Consider the following 15,230-nt stretch of genomic DNA (forward strand, 5'->3'; position numbering starts at 1 on the left):
GCTTTCTGGCCCGTTTCAATGATATACTGCGTATCACTAATTCAAAAATAGTTGATAAATGCAACATTCCCTTGAATTGAAACGCTTTCCTTCGTAATTCGCAACTGGAACACGCAAGCTATGAGTAAACCCATTGTGATGGAACGCGGTGTTAAATACCGCGATGCCGATAAGATGGCTCTTATCCCGGTAAAAAATGTGGCAACAGAGCGTGAAGCCCTGCTGCGTAAACCGGAATGGATGAAAATAAAACTGCCAGCGGACTCCACTCGCATCCAGGGCATCAAAGCGGCAATGCGCAAAAATGGCCTGCACTCTGTCTGCGAAGAAGCTTCCTGCCCTAACCTGGCTGAATGTTTCAATCACGGAACAGCAACCTTTATGATCCTCGGCGCAATTTGTACTCGCCGTTGCCCATTCTGTGACGTTGCCCATGGCCGTCCGGTTGCTCCTGACGCCAACGAGCCGTTAAAACTGGCTCAGACGATTGCGGACATGGCGCTGCGCTATGTCGTGATTACCTCCGTTGACCGCGACGATCTGCGTGACGGCGGCGCTCAGCACTTTGCTGACTGCATCACCGCGATTCGTGAGAAAAGCCCGTCGATTAAAATCGAAACGCTGGTGCCTGACTTCCGTGGCCGTATGGATCGCGCGCTGGATATCCTCACAGCCACGCCGCCGGACGTGTTTAACCACAACCTCGAAAACGTACCGCGTATTTATCGTAATGTACGCCCTGGGGCTGACTACAACTGGTCGCTGAAGCTTCTGGAACGCTTCAAGGAAGCGCACCCGGAGATTCCGACCAAATCGGGTCTGATGGTGGGTCTGGGTGAAACTAATGCTGAAATCATTGAGGTTATGCGCGACCTGCGCAGCCATGGCGTGACCATGCTGACGCTGGGGCAGTATTTACAGCCAAGCCGCCATCACCTCCCGGTTCAACGCTATGTAAGCCCGGATGAGTTCGATGAGATGAAAGCAGAAGCCATGGCTATGGGCTTTACCCACGCTGCTTGCGGTCCATTCGTGCGCTCTTCATACCATGCTGACATGCAGGCCAAAGGGCTGGAAGTGAAGTAATCGTGTAATACTCACTTACATATCAGCAATAAAAAACCGGCAAATCGCCGGTTTTTTTTCATGCAGAGTTTGCAGTATTACTCTTTATGAGAAAGCTTCTCAGCCTGAACGCTACCATCAGCCTCTTTCTTGGCATCGGCATTATCGTCGTTCATTGCTTTCTTGAAGCCCTTGATTGCCGTCCCCAGGTCTCCACCCAGAGTACGTAACTTCTTGGTACCAAACAGCAGAACAACCAGTGCGGCAACCACCAGCAGTTTGGTAATACTAATCTCACCCATAGATACCTTCTTGACTTAAACCAGGCTACATAAAGCGCCATATTAACCTGAGAATATTAACGGCCTTTCGACGCGCGCACACAATAGCAATCTGTAACAAGGTGAATCAAGCCTTGTTTAAAAAAACGTCATAATAATTGCGGTGGCGCAAAGCGTCGGTTACTTAACACCGGAAGTTGTGCCCTGACCTGCCTGACCCGCTCGGCGGAAACCTCGGCCATAATGAGCGCGGGCGTTTCAGCCGCCGCCGCAATAGTCACGCCAAAGGGATCGATGACCCGGCTTTGGCCGATATTCTTGTTACCGCACTCTCCGGCCGCAACCAGATAACACGTGGCATCCAGCGCTCTTGCCGCCAAAAGCGTGGCCCAGTGATGCTCTTTTAACGATCCCCGCACCCAAGCCGCAGGTAAAACGAGAATCTCAGCCCCCTGCAACGCGTGCGCCAGCGCCAGCTCAGGGAAGCGCAGGTCATAGCAGGTCATTAGCCCTACTTTTAATCCGCCTACGTCCAGCAGCGGTGCTATGGCGTCCCCTGCATCGACATTACGTGACTCCTGAATCGAAAAGGCATCATAGAGATGTAATTTAGCGTAATGGGCCACTACCCGACCAGCCCGTAGCGCCACCAGCATGTTAAATGCCCGGCCTGGCACAGAGGGAACATGAATCGTCAGGATTGTCGTCATCTCATTTTGTGCGCTTTCTCGCAACAAATGCGTCAGAAACCCGCCTTCCAAAAGCTGAGCTGATTTCACTGACAGGTCAGGGTCTAAATCGTCACGCGCCAACAATGCCTCCGGTAATACCAGTAGCGACGCCCCCTCTCCAGCAGCCTGAGACATCAGTAAGGCGCAGGTTTCTGCATTTTTTTCCCATGAAGGTCCCACGGCAAATTGCCCTGCTGCAACGAACATATTCCCTCCAGAAAACTTTGTTAGGCTCGCCAACAACAATTATTCAGCGTTACACTCACCCTCTATACAATCAAATAGCAGGATTACGCAGTGTTACAACTCCTTTTAGCAGTTTTTATCGGTGGTGGCACAGGTAGCGTAGCAAGATGGATGTTGAGTATGCGGTTTAACCCGCTGCATCAGGCCATTCCATTCGGTACGCTGGCTGCAAACTTACTTGGCGCATTTATCATTGGTATGGGTCTGGCATGGTTTAATCGCATGACAAATATTGACCCAATGTGGAAGGTGCTGATTACTACTGGCTTTTGCGGGGGACTGACAACGTTTTCCACTTTCTCTGCTGAGGTAGTGTTTTTACTGCAGGAAGGACGCTTTGGTTGGGCTATGGTGAATGTACTGGTTAATCTGTTGGGATCATTCGCGATGACCGCCCTGGCATTCTGGTTGGTATCTGCCTCTCCCGCACATTGAAGCGAAAAAAACCCGCAATTAAGCGGGTTTTGAATGCTTGCTGTCGTATGCTTACAGAGCGATTACGTTTGCAGCAGAAGGGCCTTTGGCACCGTTAGTGATTTCGAACTCTACACGCTGACCTTCAGCCAGAGTTTTAAAACCATTGGTCTGGATTGCAGAGAAGTGTACGAACACATCTTTGCTGCCATCTTCCGGAGTAATGAAACCGAATCCTTTGGACTCATTAAACCACTTAACGTTACCTTTAATCTTAGACATCAAAATTACCTTTACATGAAAAATAGACACAAATGCTGTGTCGGGTATCAGTACAACAATTGTGGTGCACTTTGTCCAGTCGAACTTTATCAAAAAGTGATAAATGTCGCGTTATTTTTCAGTTAAACTTCCTATCACTATGTTTTTAAAAGGCTTTCCAATAAACCACCTGACAATACAGGTAGTCCATCAAAACTGGAACCGCATCCACGCAAAGTAGACGTTGCCGTTGTTATACGTTCCAGGAATGTAGGTCATCTGAAACGTTGCCGGACCATAACCAATTGATGCCAGCGGTAACAGCACCGGTACCGGAATGTAGTTCCAGTTATCACGCGCGGTGAAACCGGCGGTAAAGCCGAGACCTGTATGGAAGTTTTCATCAGCCAGCGGTCGCCAGGTTTTTTCCCAGCCATAGCCGCCAATGGGTTCCCATTTATTGTAGGAATCCTTAAACGCCATGATATAAAGTCCGTGCCAGTTACCTTTATCATCCCAACGGGATTGACCAAATCCTGCACCCCACGGCCGTTCATTGTAGCGATCCGTTTTTTCTTTATCGTAGGCAAAACGCGCATGCCAGGTAATAGCAGGTACATACAGATCATAATGTTCCGGCTGCTGCCAGGTTTCACTGACATTATCTTTAAAAGTAGCAAACCAGCCTTTATCTTCAGCAGCAGCCTGGGAAGTGAAAGCTAACTGAATAAAAATAAATGAAAAAATGAGAAAATATCGTTTAGCGAAAATCACAACTTAATTACCATCCTGGGATTTATTATTAATTTTAGCAAACCCAACCTTAATGTCAGCTTAACAAAAATGCGCAAATAAAAAATCAGAATATTCCTCAGCCTATAACCTACCCCTTTATTTACTGAGCCATTTCATAGGAACTATTTTCTCTTTATTGCCAATAAATTGTGCTTTCCTGCGGCGAGAGTTAAATAACATCACAATAAATTAACAATAAAGCATCAATGTCACCACAAAACACACACACCAACGCTGCGCTTCACAGTTTTTTATTGTGATATTCTTTTTTTAATCGCGATGCTGAAAAAACGGCTTAGCCATCGCTTGAATCCGTATTTTTATTGATTTCAATCAGCAAGAGTTATCGGTTTATTAGGCACATTCTGTCACCACTTTTTACTTTTTTTAGTTTTTTAACTTTCTGGGCAGCAATGCGACAGGGGAAACAATGTTGACATTTATTGAACTCCTTATTGGAGTTGTGGTTATTGTGGGTGTAGCGCGCTACATCATTAAAGGTTATTCCGCGACAGGCGTACTGTTTGTCGGCGGTCTGGTTTTGCTGATAATCAGTGCGTTGATGGGCCATAAAGTTTTGCCGTCTAGCGCGGCAACGACGGGCTATACGGCAACAGACATTGTTGAATATATTAAAATTTTGCTGATGAGCCGTGGCGGCGATCTCGGCATGATGATTATGATGCTGTGTGGTTTTGCCGCCTACATGACGCATATTGGCGCGAATGATATGGTGGTTAAGCTGGCCTCTAAGCCGCTGCAGTATATCAATTCACCTTATCTGCTTATGATTGCCGCCTATTTTGTCGCCTGCCTGATGTCCCTGGCGGTCTCTTCAGCAACCGGTCTGGGCGTATTGCTGATGGCGACATTGTTCCCGGTCATGGTCAACGTTGGGATTAGCCGTGGCGCCGCAGCGGCCATTTGCGCCTCCCCAGCCGCTATTATTCTTTCGCCAACATCCGGTGATGTAGTGCTGGCTGCAAAAGCCGCGGAAATGCCGCTGATCGATTTCGCGTTTAAAACCACGCTACCAATTTCCATTGCCGCCATCATTGCTATGGCGATTGCCCACTTTTTCTGGCAGCGTTATCTGGATAAAAAAGAGAACATTTCTCATGAAATGTTAGATGTGGCTGAAATTACCACTACCGCCCCGTCGTTTTACGCCATCTTGCCATTTACCCCGATCGTTGGCGTCCTGATTTTCGATGGAAAATGGGGCCCACAGCTGCATATCATTACGATTCTGGTGCTGTGCATGCTCATCGCTGCTGTACTGGAGTTCGTACGAGGATTCAACACCCAGAAGGTTTTCTCGGGTCTGGAAGTCGCCTACCGTGGTATGGCGGATGCCTTTGCTAACGTGGTGATGCTGTTAGTCGCGGCGGGCGTTTTTGCCCAGGGTCTGAGCACAATCGGCTTTATTCAGAGTCTGATTTCTATCGCCACCTCGTTTGGCTCCGCGAGCATTATTCTGATGCTGGTACTGGTGATCCTGACTATGCTGGCGGCAATGACCACGGGGTCCGGTAACGCACCTTTCTATGCTTTCGTTGAGATGATCCCGAAACTGGCGCACTCTTCTGGCATTAACCCGGCTTACCTTGCTATCCCGATGCTGCAGGCATCAAACCTTGGACGCACAATCTCTCCGGTCTCCGGTGTGGTTGTTGCTGTCGCAGGGATGGCAAAGATCTCTCCGTTCGAAGTAGTGAAACGTACCTCGGTTCCGGTTCTGGTTGGACTGCTGGTTGTGATTATCGCAACTGAAGTGATGGTGCCGGCGACGTCCGCCCTGATTGGCGGTTAACGATAACTGTCAGCATCTGACCTTGATACGCAAAATCATTTAAGCTGCCTCAAAGCGGCAAGTGAAGACATCCCCAGTACCATAGATAATTATGTGACTGGGGTTTCTTCACGCAGCCCACAAAGAGGCAGCTTCAAGGATGACGTGAATTAGCCGCCGTGATAAATACGCTGCGGCCTCCCCACCTTACCGTGAATAATCTCCGCAATAATCAAATGACGGCTGGCACAGTACTCCAGGTAGCGCCTGGAGGTGGTACGGCTGATAGTGAGCGCCTGAGCGATCGTTTCCGCAGTATGATGTACCGTCGGATCGGCAAATAATTTCAACACCGCATTCAGCGTTAACGCATCAATTCCGGTCGGCAAATCGCCTTTCGGTTCGCCGCGCGCATAAGCATTAAACATTTCATCAATCTGCTTTTGACTGGCGCTGTCATTACCGGCCAACATGCGTCTGCGCTGTTGATAACGCGTCAGCGTCTGTCCCAGGCGCTCGTAGGCAATGGGTTTAACCAGATAATCAAACGCGCCGCTGCGCACGGCCTCGGAGACCGTTTCCATGTCGCTGGCCGCCGTGGTAAACACCACGCCGCCCGGATAACGCGTCTGGGTTAGCTCATGCAACAACGTAATTCCCTTGCCGTCCGGCAAGTAGTTATCGAGTAGAATCAAACCGGGCTTAAAACGCTCAATCATCATCCTCGCTTGCGCAAGATTACCCGCCAGCCAAATCTGGCTGAAGCCGGGTATATGGCGGATATATTCAGCATGCATTTCCGCCAGTAGCGTTTCATCCTCAACGATCAATAGCGTTAATGGTTCCGTCATTATTTTTTTTCACTTTCGGAAGAAATAAAGAAAATAAGGTGCCGCAGGGGGAGTTATCTTCGAGTGTAATCACCCCGTTACAGCGCCTCACATAACTTGCAATCAGATACAAACCGATGCCATGTTCACCTGGTTCATCGGTACGGGTGCTCACACCCTGTTCAAATATTTTTTCACGCAATGCTTCCGGTACACCGCATCCCTGATCGGCAACTTCGATGATCACGTCATCCCCTTCATCACTCAAATAGAGTTCGACGATCTTGTTGCCTTGCTGGGTGCGCAAGCTCGCTTCAAATGCATTATCAAGCAGATTGCCAACAATTGCTGCAAACTCTGTGCTATCCAGCCCCTCAGGGAGTTGATGCAGTTGACTGCCAGGAACGATAGTCATAGTGAGGCCCAGTTCACGCGCACGCTGCACCTTGCCAAACAACAGACCGGCTACCTGACGATCGGCAAACGCGCCGCGCAGACTGTCAATCAGTTGCTGTTGCGCCTGCGACTCCCCCTGCACCATTGCCAGCACCCGGTCATACTCTTTCATTTGCAGCAGGCCATTAATGGTCGACATCCAGTTAAGGTGTTCATGACGCAGCGTTCTCAGGCTCTCTACATACTGTTTGATCTGCGTTAATTGCGCATTAAGAGTAGCAATTTCATCTTTACTACGAAAACTGATGATTGCCCCAAGCAGTTCATCGCCGGAGCGAATCGCCTCACGGTTAGCGATAACGCTCAGGCCATTAAAGTTCACCATCGCGTCCTGTCGTTTTTCCGCAATCTGCTGGGTGAAAAAGTCAGTCGGCTGAACCACCTCACTAACCGGTTTTCCAAGCCACTTTCGTCCAGGCGAAGACAGCCCCAGCATTTTCCTCGCGCTGCGGTTTATTGCGGTGATATACCCATCAGGGTCCACGGCGATCAAACCTTCATATACCGAGCTGAATAGCGCTTCCTGCTGACGCACTACCCGCGCGATTTGCTTAGGCTCCATCCCCAACATCTGCCGGCGAATATGGGCGGCAAATAACCAGGAGAGCAGCATAAGTACCAGCAACAGCAGGATAAACACCCCTGCCATTGGGAGTAAAAAGTCCGATCGCCAGCTATCGATTTTACTGATCAGATAGCCAATTGAGACCACGCCAATGATTTTGCCATCGTCATCAAAGATGGGCGTTTTGGCGCGCATCGCCATCCCAATCGACCCTTTGCCGGTAATAAAGTAACTCTCCCCTCTTTCCAGCGCGCCGGGTTTGGTGAACTGCATCGGGTAGCCAATTTTTTCCGGATTTGGGTGGTAAAGGCGGACAGAGTTGGTATCCCCGATAACCACATAGTCGAAGTCAGTCCCGCTCTGCAGTTTGTCGGCAATGGTCGCCAGACGCTTGTAATCACGATGCTTCACCGCCGCGATGATACTGTCGTTAGAGGCGATGATTTTGGCCTGGTTCATCGCCATATCGCGGACATGCGTTGCCAGATAATCTTCAAAACTGGCGGTAAAGTATTGTGCTAACGCGGCGATAATAAAAACAGAAACGACCAAAATAAGCAGAAAGATACGCAATGGAAACGCCAGACTGCGAAAAAAAGGAAACCGTGTTTTATTTTTCTGCTCTGCCATATTTCTTCCTCAGCGACGTTACCCGAAACTTATTTCTCATTGTAGTTGTAATAAAAATGTTTTATTTGCAAGTCGCGGTATAAAACAGGATCGTTGCAGATTCCCCACCTTAAATCAATTAAACAAATTAAAACCACACGCTATTTCGGAGTTAAATTAATTAAAAAACTTAAAACCATAAAACACATTAAAACCTTCTAACTTATTGTGAAATAAATCAAAAATTACCTCCAAAATACTCCTTACGATGTATGCAGCAGGGAAAAAAAGAAATACTCCGTAATAAAAAAACATTCCCTTCAATTGCAAACAAGAAGTTATCAGGTTGCTAAACAGAGCAACAAAAACAGAAACCCAGTAACAAATATAGCATCGGGGCTCTATTCACTATGTTCGGTAATAATATATTCACGCAAGTTAAACGCTCAGAAAATAAAAAGATGGCGGCTATCGCGCAATTTCTGAAAGAGAATGATTTGAGCGTTGATACAACTGTCGAAGTATTTATCACCGTCACCCGTGATGACCGCCTGATTGCCTGCGGTGGCATTGCCGGCAATATCATAAAGTGCGTCGCCATCTGCGAATCCGTAAGGGGTGAAGGCTTAGCGCTGACGCTGGCGACCGAGTTAATCAACCTCGCCTATGAGCGCCACTGTACGCACCTCTTCATCTATACCAAAACCGAGTACGAGTCGCTGTTTAAGCAGTGCGGTTTTTCTACGCTGACCAGCGTTCCCGGCATTATGGTGCTGATGGAAAACAGCACCACACGTCTGAAACGCTACGCTGAATCACTGGCGAAACAGCGCCATGAAGGGAAAAAAATTGGTTGTATCGTCATGAACGCCAACCCCTTCACCAACGGACATCGTTTTCTGATCCAACAAGCAGCCGCGCAATGTGACTGGCTGCATCTGTTTTTGGTGAAAGAAGATACCTCGCGTTTTCCGTATGAAGACCGACTGGATCTGGTGCTTAAAGGGACAAAAGACATTCCACGTTTAACCGTTCATCGCGGTTCGGAATACATCATTTCCCGCGCCACATTCCCGTGCTACTTCATCAAAGAGCAGAGCGTTATTAACCACTGCTATACCGAAATAGACCTGAAAATCTTCCGCCAGTATCTGGCCCCGGCTCTCGGCGTCACGCACCGCTTCGTCGGTACCGAGCCGTATTGCACCGTCACCTCCCAGTACAACAACGATATGCGCTACTGGCTGGAGACCCCAACGCTTCCCGCCCCACCGATTGAACTGGTGGAAATTGAGCGGCTGTGCTTCCAGGAGATGCCGATTTCTGCCTCCTGGGTGCGCAAGCTGCTGGTTAAAAAAGATCTCACGGCTATCGCATCCCTGGTCCCTGACGCCACGCTGCACTATCTGCAAAGCATGGTTGAGCGGGCCTCATCGGGTGCGGCAGTCCGCCAAAATACCCCCGCATTAGCAACAGGTGAAAAATGAAAATAAACCAGGCAGCCGTCGCAGGCACACTCGAGTCCGGTGATGTGATGATTCGCATCGCCCCACTCGATTCGCAGGATATTGACCTGCAGGTTAACAGTAGCGTCGAAAAGCAGTTCGGTGATGCCATCCGGGCCACCATTCTGGACGTTCTGTCCCGCTACAACGTACGCGGCGTGCAATTAAATGTTGATGATAAAGGCGCACTGGACTGCATTTTACGTGCGCGACTGGAAGCACTACTGGCCCGCGCTGGCGGTATTCCTGCACTGCCATGGGAGGATTGCCAGTGATTAGTGAATCTTTGCAGCAACGTAAAACCCGTACCCGCCGCAGCATGCTGTTCGTACCGGGCGCCAATGCCGCCATGGTCAGCAACTCGTTCATCTATCCGGCAGATGCGCTGATGTTCGACCTGGAAGACTCCGTCGCGCTGCGCGAGAAAGATACTGCTCGCCGTATGGTGTACCACGCGCTGCAGCATCCTCTGTATCACGACGTTGAAACTATCGTGCGCGTAAACGCCCTCGACTCCGAATGGGGCATTAACGATCTCGAAGCCGTGGTACGCGGCGGCGCTGACATCGTGCGTTTACCGAAGACCGATACCGCGCAGGATGTCATCGACATCGAAAGCGAAATCCTGCGTATCGAGAAAGCCTGTGGCCGTGAGCCAGGCAGTACCGGTCTGTTAGCCGCCATCGAATCGCCGTTAGGCATTACCCGTGCGGTAGAAATTGCCCACGCTTCCGAGCGCCTGATCGGTATTGCACTGGGTGCGGAAGATTATGTGCGTAACCTGCGCACTGAGCGCTCTGCGGAAGGGACTGAACTGCTGTTTGCCCGCTGCTCTATTTTGCAGGCGGCACGCTCTGCCGGCATTCAGGCGTTCGACACCGTTTATTCCGATGCCAACAACGAAGCGGGTTTCCTGCATGAAGCCGCACACATCAAGCAACTGGGTTTTGACGGTAAGTCGCTCATCAACCCGCGCCAGATCGAGCTCCTGCACAACCTGTACGCGCCGACACGCAAAGAGCTGGCTCACGCGCGCCTGGTCGTGGAAGCCGCTGAAGCCGCCGCTCGCGAAGGCCGTGGCGTAGTTTCCCTGAACGGCAAAATGGTCGACAGCCCGGTTATCGAGCGCGCCCTTCTGGTTATCTCCCGTGCAGAACTTTCCGGCATTCGCGAAGAATAAGGCAAAAAAATGACGCAGAAAATCGAACAGTCTCAACGCCAGGATCGCGTGGCGACCTGGAGCCGTCATGCAGAAAGTGAGCTTTCCGCTTATCAGAGCACCGCAAAAGTAGAATTACAGGCGCAAAAACCGCGCGACAAGAAGCTGTGCGCTAACCTGGAAAACGCCATTCGTCGTTCAGGTTTACAGGATGGCATGACTATCTCTTTCCACCACGCTTTTCGCGGTGGCGATCTGACGATTAACCTGGTGATGGACGCCATCGCCAGAATGGGCTTTAAAAATCTGACGCTGGCCTCCAGCTCCCTGAGCGACTGCCATGCTCCGCTGGTTGAGCACATCCGTCAGGGCGTGGTCAGCCGTATTTACACCTCCGGGCTGCGTGGCCCGCTGGCGGAAGAGATCTCGCGTGGCCTGCTGGCCGAGCCTGTGCAGGTCCACTCCCATGGCGGCCGTGTACACCTGGTGCAAAGTGGCGAACTCAGCATTGATGTGGCGTTCCTCGGCGTACCGTCCTGTGACCAGTTTGGTAACGCTAACGGCTATACCGGTAAAGCGTGCTGTGGTTCACTGGGCTATGCCCGCGTCGATGCCGAAAATGCAAAACAGGTTGTCCTGCTGACTGAACAGCTGCTGACCTATCCGCATAACCCGGCCAGCATTACGCAGGATCAAGTGGATCTGATTGTACAGATCGATCAGGTCGGCGATGCGGACAAAATCGGTGCTGATGCGACACGCATGACCACCAACCCGCGAGAACTGTTAATCGCCCGTAGCGCGGCAGACGTCATTGCTAACTCCGGTTACTTCAATGAAGGCTTCTCACTGCAGACAGGAACCGGCGGCGCTTCTCTGGCCGTTACTCGTTTCCTGGAAGACAAGATGCGCAGCCGCGATATCCGTGCTGACTTCGCCCTTGGCGGCATCACCGCTACCATCGTTGACCTGCACGAAAAAGGCCTGATTCGCAAACTGCTGGACGTACAGAGCTTTGACCGTAACGCGGCTGAGTCGCTGGCCCGCAATCCAAACCACATTGAGATCAGTGCCAACCAATATGCCAACTGGGGCTCAAAAGGCGCCTCCGTCGATCGTCTGGACGTCGTGGTGCTGAGTGCGCTGGAAGTTGATACCAGCTTCAACGTTAACGTACTGACCGGTTCTGACGGCGTACTGCGCGGCGCATCCGGCGGTCACTGCGATACTGCGGTTGCCGCTGCGCTTTCCATCATTGTCGCTCCGCTGGTTCGCGGACGCATCCCGACGCTGGTTGATAACGTCCTGACCTGCGTAACCCCAGGCTCCAGCGTAGACATCCTGGTCACTGACCACGGTATCGCCGTTAACCCTGCGCGTCCGGAACTGGCTGAACGTCTGAAAGAAGCCGGTATGAAAGTGGTGTCCATTGAATGGCTGCGCGAACGTGCACAGCAGCTCACCGGTCAGCCACGCGCTATCGAATTCACCGACCGCGTGATTGCCGTTGTGCGTTACCGCGATGGCTCGGTGATTGACGTTGTGCATCAGGTGAAGGAATAAGCCATGCGCCTGCTCCCTGAACACGCCACCCAACACGCAGTTTCGATTCCCGAGCTGCTCGCCAGCCGGGATGAGAGACAAGCAAGGCAACATGCCTGGCTGACGCGTCATCACGCGCCACTGGTCTCGTTTACCGTGGTCGCACCGGGTCCGATTAAAGACAGCGCATTAACCCGTCGCATCTTTAATCACGGCGTCACCGCCCTGCTCGCGCTGGCGGAAAAATCCACCTGGATTATCAGGGAGCAAACGGCGCTGGTTTCTGCCAGCGGTCCGGAAGGTCTTTTGTCTATTGAGGCCCCGGCCCACGATCTCAAGCTCGCCACGATTGAACTTGAGTATTCACATCCGCTGGGACGGTTATGGGACATCGATGTCCTGACCCCTGAAGGGGAAATTCTGTCCCGGCGTCATTTCGCACTCCCTGCCCGCCGCTGTCTGCTGTGCGAGCAAAGCGCTGCCGAATGTGCGCGGGGTAAAACCCACGCGCTTTCCGACTTACTCTCTCAGATGGAGGCTCTGCTGCATGATGCCGATTCCCGCAACATCAACCAATAACGCAGTCCTTCCTCTGGATCTGCCTGACGCTTACGCAACGCTTGCGTGGCGGGCCATGTTGACTGAAGTCAACCTGTCGCCCAAACCGGGTCTGGTGGATCGTATTAACAACGGCGCACATAAAGATATGGCGCTGGAAGATTTTCATCGCAGCGCTGAGGCAATTCAGGCCTGGCTGCCGCGTTTTATTGAATATGGGGCGTTTAGCGCACAGCTGTCGCCTGAAGATGTATTGAAAGGACTGCGCCCACTGGGCATGGCCTGCGAAGCCGATATGTTTCGCGCCACCGAAGGGGTAAACACCCATAAAGGGAGCATCTTTTCACTGGGGCTGCTGTGTGCCGCCATTGGCCGCCTGCACCAGCTCCAACTGACTGTTACCGCTGAAACCCTTTGCTCTACGGCAGCAACATTTTGCCGTGGCCTGACCGAGCGCGAACTGCGCCAGAACAATCAACAACTCACGGCTGGCCAACGTCTTTATCAACAACTGGGATTAACCGGCGCACGGGGCGAAGCCGAAGCGGGATACCCGCTAGTCATCCAGCATGCCCTGCCGCACTACCGCGCACTGCTGACTCAGGGCCGCGATCCTGAACTGGCGCTACTCGACACGTTATTGCTGCTGATGTCTATCAATGGCGACACCAACGTGGCTTCACGTGGCGGCGCAGAAGGTCTGCGCTGGCTACAGCAGCAGGCCACCGCTCTATTGCAGCAAGGGGGGATTCGCACCCCTGCCGATCTCGAATACCTGCGCCAGTTCGACCAACAGTGCATTGAACGCAACCTCAGCCCAGGAGGCTGCGCCGATCTGCTGATCGTCACCTGGTTCTTAGCTCAGATTTCACAAGTTCATCATTATCACAATTAAAGATCCTTTCCGGAGAATCACACACATGTCTTTAGCAAAAGATAAAATATGGAAATTACTGGCCCCATTGGTCGTAATGGGCGTCATGTTTCTTATCCCTGTCCCTGATGGAATGCCCCCGCAAGCCTGGCACTATTTTGCCGTTTTCGTGGCAATGATTGTTGGGATGATCCTGGAGCCAATCCCGGCAACAGCGATAAGCTTTATCGCCGTAACGATCTGTGTCATCGGCAGCAACTATCTGCTGTTTGATGCTTCAGAGCTGGCCGACCCGGCGTTTAAAGCGGGTAAGCAAGCGCTGAAGTGGGGTCTGGCAGGCTTCTCCAGCACTACCGTGTGGTTGGTGTTTGGCGCGTTTATCTTCGCGCTGGGCTATGAAGTCACCGGTCTGGGTCGTCGTATCGCGCTGTTCCTGGTAAAATTCATGGGTAAGCGCACCCTGACGCTGGGCTACGCGATTGTCATCATCGACATTCTGCTGGCGCCGTTTACACCGTCCAACACCGCGCGTACCGGTGGTACCGTATTCCCGGTTATCAAAAACCTGCCGCCGCTGTTTAAATCATTCCCGAACGATCCGTCCGCGCGCCGTATCGGCGGATATCTGATGTGGATGATGGTAATCAGTACCAGCCTGAGCTCCTCTATGTTCGTTACCGGTGCTGCACCTAACGTGCTGGGTCTGGAATTCGTCAATAAAATTGCCGGTATTCAAATCAGCTGGTTGCAATGGTTCCTCAGCTTCCTGCCGGTTGGTATTATTTTGCTGATCGTTGCTCCGTGGCTGTCCTATGTTCTTTACAAGCCAGAAGTTACTCACAGTGCTGAAGTTGCCGCGTGGGCTGGTGATGAACTGAAAACCATGGGTAAACTGACGCGTAAAGAGCTGACCCTGATCGGTCTGGTTCTGCTCAGCCTGGGTCTGTGGGTCTTTGGCGGTAAACTGATTGATGCGACCGCTGTGGGTCTGCTGGCAGTCTCGCTGATGCTGGCGCTGCACGTTGTCCCGTGGAAAGACATCACCCGTTATAACAGCGCATGGAACACCCTGGTTAACCTCGCCACGCTGGTCGTTATGGCGAATGGTTTAACCCGTTCAGGCTTCATCGACTGGTTCGCCAACACGATGAGCTCGCACCTGGAAGGCTTCTCGCCTAACGCGACCGTGATCGTTCTGGTGCTGGTGTTCTATTTTGCTCACTACCTGTTTGCCAGCCTTTCCGCACACACCGCCACCATGCTGCCGGTTATTCTGGCCGTCGGTAAAGGCATCCCGGGCGTTCCGATGGAACACCTGTGTATCCTGCTGGTACTGTCCATCGGTATCATGGGCTGTCTGACTCCGTATGCAACTGGCCCTGGCGTTATTATCTACGGCTGCGGTTATGTGAAGTCCAAAGACTACTGGCGTCTGGGTGCTATCTTCGGCGTTATCTACATCTCTATGCTTTTGCTGGTCGGCTGGCCGATTCTGGCAATGTGGAGCTAATCATTCGGGTTCCCGCCTGATGAAAATGATGCCAGTC

Annotated in this window: 16 protein-coding genes; 10 read left to right on the forward strand and 6 right to left on the reverse strand. The window is 51.6% G+C overall.

Going from position 1 to position 15,230, the window contains the following annotated elements:
* Positions 1-120 precede the first annotated feature (120 nt).
* Positions 121-1,086, forward strand: a complete 966-nt coding sequence (gene lipA / locus OGW44_RS17640) for a lipoyl synthase (RefSeq protein ID WP_003022702.1) — start codon at positions 121-123, stop codon at positions 1,084-1,086.
* A gap of 77 nt (positions 1,087-1,163) precedes the next feature.
* Here lipA and tatE read toward each other — a convergent pair whose 3' ends face one another.
* Positions 1,164-1,367: a twin-arginine translocase subunit TatE gene (tatE, locus tag OGW44_RS17645; protein WP_016152230.1), complete on the reverse strand. Its 204-nt coding sequence runs from the start codon at positions 1,365-1,367 to the stop codon at positions 1,164-1,166.
* 128 nt (positions 1,368-1,495) lie between these two features.
* On the reverse strand, positions 1,496-2,284 hold the full coding sequence (locus tag OGW44_RS17650; protein WP_016155964.1) for a deaminated glutathione amidase: 789 nt from the start codon (positions 2,282-2,284) through the stop codon (positions 1,496-1,498).
* 90 nt (positions 2,285-2,374) lie between these two features.
* Here OGW44_RS17650 and crcB point away from each other — a divergent pair, with 90 nt between their 5' ends.
* Complete coding sequence (gene crcB, locus OGW44_RS17655; RefSeq protein WP_003831281.1) at positions 2,375-2,758, forward strand: fluoride efflux transporter CrcB; 384 nt, start codon at positions 2,375-2,377, stop codon at positions 2,756-2,758.
* 51 nt (positions 2,759-2,809) lie between these two features.
* Here crcB and cspE read toward each other — a convergent pair whose 3' ends face one another.
* Together cspE and pagP are read right to left on the reverse strand one after the other, a co-directional pair.
* The gene (gene cspE / locus OGW44_RS17660; protein WP_000034825.1) at positions 2,810-3,019 is read right to left on the reverse strand and encodes a transcription antiterminator/RNA stability regulator CspE; all 210 of its coding nucleotides are present in this window, start codon (positions 3,017-3,019) and stop codon (positions 2,810-2,812) included.
* A 189-nt stretch (positions 3,020-3,208) separates the two neighbouring features.
* Positions 3,209-3,772, reverse strand: coding sequence for a lipid IV(A) palmitoyltransferase PagP (pagP, locus tag OGW44_RS17665; protein ID WP_016155963.1), 564 nt, complete (start codon positions 3,770-3,772; stop codon positions 3,209-3,211).
* Positions 3,773-4,223: 451 nt separating this feature from the next.
* Here pagP and dcuC point away from each other — a divergent pair, with 451 nt between their 5' ends.
* Positions 4,224-5,606: an anaerobic C4-dicarboxylate transporter DcuC gene (gene dcuC / locus OGW44_RS17670; protein ID WP_016152227.1), complete on the forward strand. Its 1,383-nt coding sequence runs from the start codon at positions 4,224-4,226 to the stop codon at positions 5,604-5,606.
* Positions 5,607-5,755: 149 nt separating this feature from the next.
* Here dcuC and dpiA read toward each other — a convergent pair whose 3' ends face one another.
* Both dpiA and dpiB read right to left on the reverse strand, forming a co-directional pair.
* Complete coding sequence (gene dpiA, locus OGW44_RS17675) at positions 5,756-6,436, reverse strand: two-component response regulator DpiA (RefSeq protein WP_016152226.1); 681 nt, start codon at positions 6,434-6,436, stop codon at positions 5,756-5,758.
* Positions 6,405-8,066 (reverse strand): sensor histidine kinase DpiB, encoded by a 1,662-nt coding sequence (gene dpiB / locus OGW44_RS17680; protein WP_046274583.1) that lies wholly within the window; start codon positions 8,064-8,066, stop codon positions 6,405-6,407. Before dpiB ends, dpiA begins: the two co-directional genes overlap by 32 nt.
* 389 nt (positions 8,067-8,455) lie before the next feature.
* On the opposite strand from dpiB, the gene citC reads away from it, so the two are divergent.
* Genes citC through citT form a run of 7 tightly spaced genes read left to right on the forward strand, consistent with a single transcriptional unit; the run spans position 8,456 to position 15,193 of the window.
* Positions 8,456-9,532, forward strand: a complete 1,077-nt coding sequence (gene citC, locus OGW44_RS17685) for a [citrate (pro-3S)-lyase] ligase (protein WP_016152224.1) — start codon at positions 8,456-8,458, stop codon at positions 9,530-9,532.
* Positions 9,529-9,825: a citrate lyase acyl carrier protein gene (gene citD, locus OGW44_RS17690; protein WP_003831276.1), complete on the forward strand. Its 297-nt coding sequence runs from the start codon at positions 9,529-9,531 to the stop codon at positions 9,823-9,825. Before citC ends, citD begins: the two co-directional genes overlap by 4 nt.
* Entirely contained in the window at positions 9,822-10,730 is a 909-nt protein-coding gene (locus tag OGW44_RS17695) for an aldolase/citrate lyase family protein (protein WP_019076252.1), read from the forward strand. Before citD ends, OGW44_RS17695 begins: the two co-directional genes overlap by 4 nt.
* Positions 10,731-10,739: 9 nt before the next feature.
* Positions 10,740-12,272: a citrate lyase subunit alpha gene (gene citF / locus OGW44_RS17700; protein ID WP_155574051.1), complete on the forward strand. Its 1,533-nt coding sequence runs from the start codon at positions 10,740-10,742 to the stop codon at positions 12,270-12,272.
* 3 nt (positions 12,273-12,275) lie between these two features.
* Positions 12,276-12,830 carry a citrate lyase holo-[acyl-carrier protein] synthase gene (gene citX, locus OGW44_RS17705; RefSeq protein ID WP_185654268.1) on the forward strand — a complete coding sequence of 185 codons (555 nt, stop codon included), beginning with the start codon at positions 12,276-12,278 and terminating at the stop codon, positions 12,828-12,830.
* On the forward strand, positions 12,799-13,704 hold the full coding sequence (gene citG / locus OGW44_RS17710; protein WP_047359502.1) for a triphosphoribosyl-dephospho-CoA synthase CitG: 906 nt from the start codon (positions 12,799-12,801) through the stop codon (positions 13,702-13,704). Before citX ends, citG begins: the two co-directional genes overlap by 32 nt.
* A gap of 25 nt (positions 13,705-13,729) precedes the next feature.
* Positions 13,730-15,193, forward strand: coding sequence for a citrate/succinate antiporter CitT (gene citT, locus OGW44_RS17715; RefSeq protein WP_016152219.1), 1,464 nt, complete (start codon positions 13,730-13,732; stop codon positions 15,191-15,193).
* Positions 15,194-15,230 lie beyond the last annotated feature (37 nt).

The sequence above is a fragment of the Citrobacter sp. Cb023 genome (assembly GCF_030336805.1).
Taxonomy (GTDB): domain Bacteria; phylum Pseudomonadota; class Gammaproteobacteria; order Enterobacterales; family Enterobacteriaceae; genus Citrobacter; species Citrobacter braakii.